The organism is Streptomyces globisporus, assembly GCF_003501885.1.
GTDB lineage: Bacteria > Actinomycetota > Actinomycetes > Streptomycetales > Streptomycetaceae > Streptomyces > Streptomyces globisporus_D.
In genome coordinates this window covers 1-5,439 of the sequence record NZ_QWFA01000285.1, presented here as the reverse complement: position 1 = coordinate 5,439, position 5,439 = coordinate 1, and the positions used below count along the sequence as shown (strand labels likewise).

Below are 5,439 nucleotides of genomic sequence, written 5' to 3'. Positions count from 1 at the left end.
GATCAGGACGCCCCGGTGCGGGCGGCCCCGGCCCCCCCTTCTGTGCCCCCTCTCCGTCTGCTCCTCGCCCGGGTCCGCCCGCACCGGGGCGTCCTGATCCGGGCGGGTCTGCTCTCGCTCGCCGGGTCCGGGGCGGGTCTGGCGATGCCGCTGATGGCGAAGCACGCGGTGGACACGTTCGCCGAGGGCCGCTCGCCGGCTGCCCCGCTCATCGCGCTGACCGCGCTGGTGTTGGCGGGAGCCTGCCTCTCCGCCTACGGGAGCTACCTCATGTCCCGTACGGGAGAGGGAGTGGTCCTCCGCGCACGCGACCAACTGGTGGGCCGCATCATGCGGTTGAAGGTCCCGGCGGTGGACCGGCTGACACCCGGCGACCTCCAGTCACGGGTCACGAGCGACACGACCCTGCTCCGTACGGTGCTGTCCAGCGGGCTCGTCGAGTCGTTCAACAGCGTGCTGATGCTGCTGGGCACGATCGCCCTCATGGCGTACATGGACCTGACGCTGCTCGGCGTGACGCTGGTGGTGGTCGTCGGCATCGGGGCCGTGACGTCCCTGCTGATGCCGCGCATCCAGCGGGCCCAGCTCAAGGCGCAGGAGTCCGTGGGCGCGATGGGCGCGGCGCTGGACCGAGTGCTCCAGGCGTTCCGTACGGTCAAGGCGAGCGGGGCGGAGGAGCGGGAGACGGCGGCCGTCGCGGCGGCGGCCCGGAATGCGCACGACCGGGGCGTCACGGTGGCGAAGTGGTCCTCGGTCTCCGACGTCACGATGATGATGTCGATCCAGCTGGCGTTCCTGGCGGTGCTGGGCGTCGGCGGCGCGCGGGTCGCCTCCGGCTCGCTGGAGATCTCCTCCCTGATCGCGTTCCTGCTGTACCTCTTCTATTTGATGGGCCCGATCGGCGGTCTGGTCGAGGGCTGGACGGGCCTGCAGAGCGGACTGGCGGCGGTGCGCCGGATCGACGAGGTGGAGTCGCTTCCGGGCGAACCGACGGAGGGATCTTGCGGCTTGACGAAGGGTGACGGCGGCCCGCTCGGGGTGACCTTCCAGGACGTGACCTTCGGATACGGGGACGAGCGCGCCCCCGCCCACCAGGGGGTGACGTTCGACGTGCCGGCCGGCGGGATGGTGGCGCTGGTGGGCCCGTCGGGGGCGGGCAAGTCGACGGTGTTCAGTCTGCTGGAACGCTTCTACGACCACGAGGCCGGCACGATCACCGTGGGCGGCCGGGACATCCGCGACTGGCCGCTGGCCGAGCTGCGGGGCTCGCTGGCGTACGTGGAGCAGGACGCGCCGGTTCTCGCCGGGACGCTGCGGGAGAACCTCCTCTTCGCCGCCCCGGACGCCGATGAGGAGGAGCTGGCGGCCGCGGTCACCCGCACCCGGCTGGACGCCCTGGTCGCCCGGCTGCCCGAGGGCCTGGACACGGCGGTCGGCCACCGGGGCGTCACCCTCTCCGGCGGCGAACGCCAGCGCATCGCCATCGCCCGGGCTTTGCTGCGCCACCCCCGGCTGCTGCTCCTCGACGAGGTGACGTCGCAACTGGACGCGGTCAACGAGCAGGCGCTGCGCGACGTGATCCTCGAACTGGCCGAGCGGACCACGGTGCTGGTGATCGCGCACCGCCTGTCCACCGTCCGGCACGCGGACCGCATCGTGGTCCTGGAGGAGGGCCGGGTCCGTACGGCGGGCACCCACGAGGGGCTGATCGACGGGGACGAGCTGTACCGCGAGCTGGCGACGACCCAGCTGGCGGCGGACGGGCGGTGAGGGGGCATGCAAGGCGTGGGGCCTACGGACGACGCCGGGTGTGGCGCGGGCGCGGAGCTGAGGCGTCGATTCACCGAGGAGGTCGACTGGTCGAAGGTGGTCGACCCCTATGTCCCAGGGCCGCCGTACGGGCCGGACCTGCTGGAGCGACTCTGGTCACCCGACCGGGATACCGCCGACAACGCCTGCGCAGACCTGCGCGCCGCATGCTGCGGCGACGGAAGTTGGGTGGGCCTCGCGGCGCTCGAGGTGCTTCCGTTCCTCGTCGAGGCCGTCCGGGATCCGGCCGTGAAGGTGCGCACGGAGGCCCTGGAGGTGCTCGCCGATCTGGCCCGGGCCGGGAACAACGCCCGTACCGCCGAACCTGATTCGCGGCTCGGCGGGAGGCGGCTCGCCGCTCCCGCCGCCTGGCCCGCGGCCTGGGAGCGGGCCGTCGAGGCGCTGCTGCCCGGGCTCGCCGACGACGCAGAGGAGATCCGGGCCGGGGTGGCGGCCGCACTCGCGCGGACCCCCGGCCGGGCGGACGACCTCATCGACCGCTTCCGGGCCCGTTTCGAGGAGGAACCCGAGCTGTCGGTGGCCGAGCAACTGGTGCTGGGGGTAGGTGATTTGGCTGCCCACGCGACGGATCGGGGCGAGGAGGCCGTCGCCTGGCTACGGCAGCGGATGAGCGACGCAGGGAAGGGCGAGGAGCCCGACATCGACGACGACACCGAAGCGTGGCTCGCCTGGATGGATCAGCACGGGCACGACGTGCGGCTGCCCGCGATCGCCGCGCTGCGCCGTGCCCTGCCCGGCCGCCGGGACCCGGCGTACGCCCGTACCACCGCTGACGTGCTGCTCGTCCCCGCGCCTCCCGGCACCCCCCACCACTGGGAGCCCCGCTTCCGGTACGTCGGCCGCGCCATCGATGCGGACGCCCAGCTCGGCGTCGACCTCCCGGGGCGGCTCGCCATCGCCCGCACCCTGCTGCGTCAGGACACCTCTGCCCGCCACGAGGCCGGTCTGCGGATCGCGGCGACGCTGATGTCCCGGTGGCGCTCGGCCGTACCGGAACTCCTGCCGGAGGTGGCGGAGTTCGTGGACGACCCGGATCCCGAGAACCGGGTGCTCGCGCTGCGGGTCGTCGCCATGTGCGGTGCCGCCGCCCGCCCGTGGGCGGACCGTGTCGCGGCGCACCTCGCCGAGGAGGACTCCATCCGCGCCGCCCCGGGGATTCCGTACGCCGCCCCGGTGGAGGCCGCCCCGGTCCGCTCCGGTCGATGCCGCCCGTCGTGACCGGCTGCGCGAGGCGTTCCAGGAGGCCCTGAGTGAGAAGCCCAGCGACCCGTCCTCGCCCCCGAAGGATGTCGCGAAGAGGGCGCGGGCCCTCTGGCGGGCGACGGACGACGCGGAAGAAGTCGTACCGGCGCTGCTGGAGTTGACGGCGAACAGCGCACGGAAGGCTTACGCCACCCCGGGAGGAGTCGAGCCCCTGCTCCTGCTCGCCGAGGTCGCCGCCACCCACCCGCCGGTGGTGGACCAGGTGGCGGAGCGGCTGCACGCCACAGCCCGGGCGCGCATCGAGGGCGACTGCCGCTTCGATGCGATGAAGGTCCTCCGGGCACTGTGGCAGCTGACCCGGGACGGGCGGCGGGTCGCCCCGGCCCTGGTCGAGCTGGTGCGGATCTGCCCGCCCGGCGGCTACCCGCCCACGGTCGTCGAGCCGTTGGAATTCCTCGCCGAGGTCGCCACCGCCGACCCGGCGTGCGCGGCGGAGGTGGCTCCGCGGGTGCGGTACCTGCTCGACACCGATGAGCGCCCCGTCCGCCACGACCTGTGGCGCGCCGTCCTGAACGACGAGGCGTTGCTCGCGGCGGTACGGGTGGTCGTGGACGCGGCGGAGGGCGCGGAGGCGTAGACGTACGGCCGGGGCGGCGGTCCGATCCTCTTGAGGGAGGATCACAAAATGACGCACACAAGCCCGTCTTCTGCGGAGCCCTCCCTCGAGTCGTCGCCCGCGTTGTCGTTCCGGCGGGCGGGGGAGAGCGACCTGACCGAGCTCGTACGCCTCCGGGACGACGCCGCGCGCCGGCAGATCGAGCGGGGCATCGACCAGTGGAAGCCCGGGGAGCTGGGACCGGAACACTTCAGGGCCCGGTTGCGCGCGGGCGAGGTGTGGATCGCCACGGCCGGCCCCGGCGGGCCGAGCGCCGGGGCCTGGGAGCTGTGGTGGGAGGACGAGCCGGCCTGGGGCGTCCAGCCGCCGGTCGCGGGCTATGTCCACCGGCTGATGACCGACCGGCGCACCGCCCCGCCCGGAGCCGGGCGGGCGCTGCTGTCGGAGGCCGAGCGCCTGATCGCCGCGTCGGGCCGCCCGCTGTGTCGGCTCGACTGCCTGACGTCGAACACCCGGCTCCGCCGCTACTACGAGGAGGCGGGGTACGCGGTGGTCGGCGAGCAGGCGGGGAAGAACGGCGACGGCGGGCGGACGTACGGGGTCACGCTGCTGGAGAAGCGGGTGGGGGCGGGCTGAACCCGAGCCGGCACCCGGGCGAGCACCGACTGCGCATCGGCAGGCCCCAGGGGGCTCACCGGCTGTGACGACGATCACTCCGATGGCACGCCGGGGTTGTAGACCGGATGCCCATCGGCGGGCGTATACCCGGTGAAGCGAAAGATCCGGGAGCAACTTTTGACCGTCGAGGAGTTCGAAGAGTTCTACGCCCAGTCGGTCGCACGTCTCACCGGCCAGTTGTACGTGATGACCGGCGACCTCCAGGAGGCGCAGGACGTCGTGCAGGAAGCGTTCGTCAAGGCGTGGGTCCGGCGGGGGCGGCTGGAGCGGGACGGGCAGCCCGAGGCGTGGATCCGTACGGTCGCCTGGCGGCTGGCGGTGAGCCGTTGGCGCTTCCGGCGGCGGTCGGCGGACGCCTGGGGCCGGGGGAGCGGCGGGGCGGAGCACGTCGCGCCGCCGGATCCGGACCATGTGGTCCTGGTCGACGCGCTGCGGGAGCTGCCCGCCCAGCAGCGGCGGACGCTGACCCTGCACTACCTGTGCGATCTCACGGTCGAGCAGATCGCGGGGGAGACCGGGCTTTCCACCAGCACGATCAAGACGCATCTGGTCCGTGGACGGGCGGCGCTCGCCCACCGTCTGCGGGACCCCCGCATCGAGGAGGTTCCTGATGTCTGAACCGCGGGACCCGAGGGAGCCGCAGGATCCGTTGCGGTCACTGTTCCGGGAGGCCGGTGAGTTCGGGCAGGCCCTGACCGATCCGGACACCGCGTCGAGCATCACCCGGCGCGGCATGCGCGCGCAGCGGCGCCGGATGGCCGTGGTCGCGGTGGGGGTGTGCCTGGTCGTCGGCGGGGGCGGCGCGGTCGCGGTGGGCCTGTTGCCGGTACGGCCGGAGCCGGTGGCCCCGGCCACGAGCCCGTCGCCCAGCTACCCGTCGCCCGTACCGTCGGAGGGCCTGCCCACGGAGCCGCCCTCCCCGCCGCCGTCGCCGAGCACCACGATGCCGGGGAGCGCGGGGACGGAGAGGACGTCGGGCCGGACCACCGAGCCGGCCGGACCGCCCACACCCACGCGTACGAGTACGACCCCACCGACGGCATCGGCGACGACTGACGGGGGCGCGTCGACGCCCTGACGCCGCCCCGCGGCCTCCTCCTCCCCCCCCACCC

At 73.8% G+C, this 5,439-nt stretch carries 6 protein-coding genes; 5 read left to right on the top strand and 1 reads right to left on the bottom strand.

The window, feature by feature from the left end; translation table 11 throughout:
- Positions 1–15: 15 nt before the first annotated feature.
- The 5 genes from D3105_RS31910 to D3105_RS31890 all read left to right on the top strand — a co-directional run bounded on the left by D3105_RS31910 (position 16) and on the right by D3105_RS31890 (position 4,945).
- A complete protein-coding gene (locus tag D3105_RS31910; protein ID WP_240647097.1) occupies positions 16–1,770 on the top strand; it encodes an ABC transporter ATP-binding protein in 1,755 nt (584 codons plus the stop codon).
- Positions 1,771–1,785: 15 nt separating this feature from the next.
- Positions 1,786–3,048: a hypothetical protein gene (locus D3105_RS31905; RefSeq protein ID WP_240647096.1), complete on the top strand. Its 1,263-nt coding sequence runs from the start codon at positions 1,786–1,788 to the stop codon at positions 3,046–3,048.
- Positions 3,049–3,190: 142 nt separating this feature from the next.
- Positions 3,191–3,670, top strand: a complete 480-nt coding sequence (locus D3105_RS31900; protein ID WP_118906347.1) for a hypothetical protein — start codon at positions 3,191–3,193, stop codon at positions 3,668–3,670.
- 48 nt (positions 3,671–3,718) lie between these two features.
- Positions 3,719–4,285, top strand: coding sequence for a GNAT family N-acetyltransferase (locus tag D3105_RS31895; protein ID WP_118906346.1), 567 nt, complete (start codon positions 3,719–3,721; stop codon positions 4,283–4,285).
- A gap of 159 nt (positions 4,286–4,444) precedes the next feature.
- A complete protein-coding gene (locus tag D3105_RS31890; RefSeq protein ID WP_118906345.1) occupies positions 4,445–4,945 on the top strand; it encodes a SigE family RNA polymerase sigma factor in 501 nt (166 codons plus the stop codon).
- Between the two features lie 252 nt (positions 4,946–5,197).
- Here the strand turns inward: D3105_RS31890 and D3105_RS35020 are convergent.
- The coding region (locus D3105_RS35020; protein WP_206273008.1) for a hypothetical protein at positions 5,198–5,439 on the bottom strand (242 nt) is incomplete at its 5' end.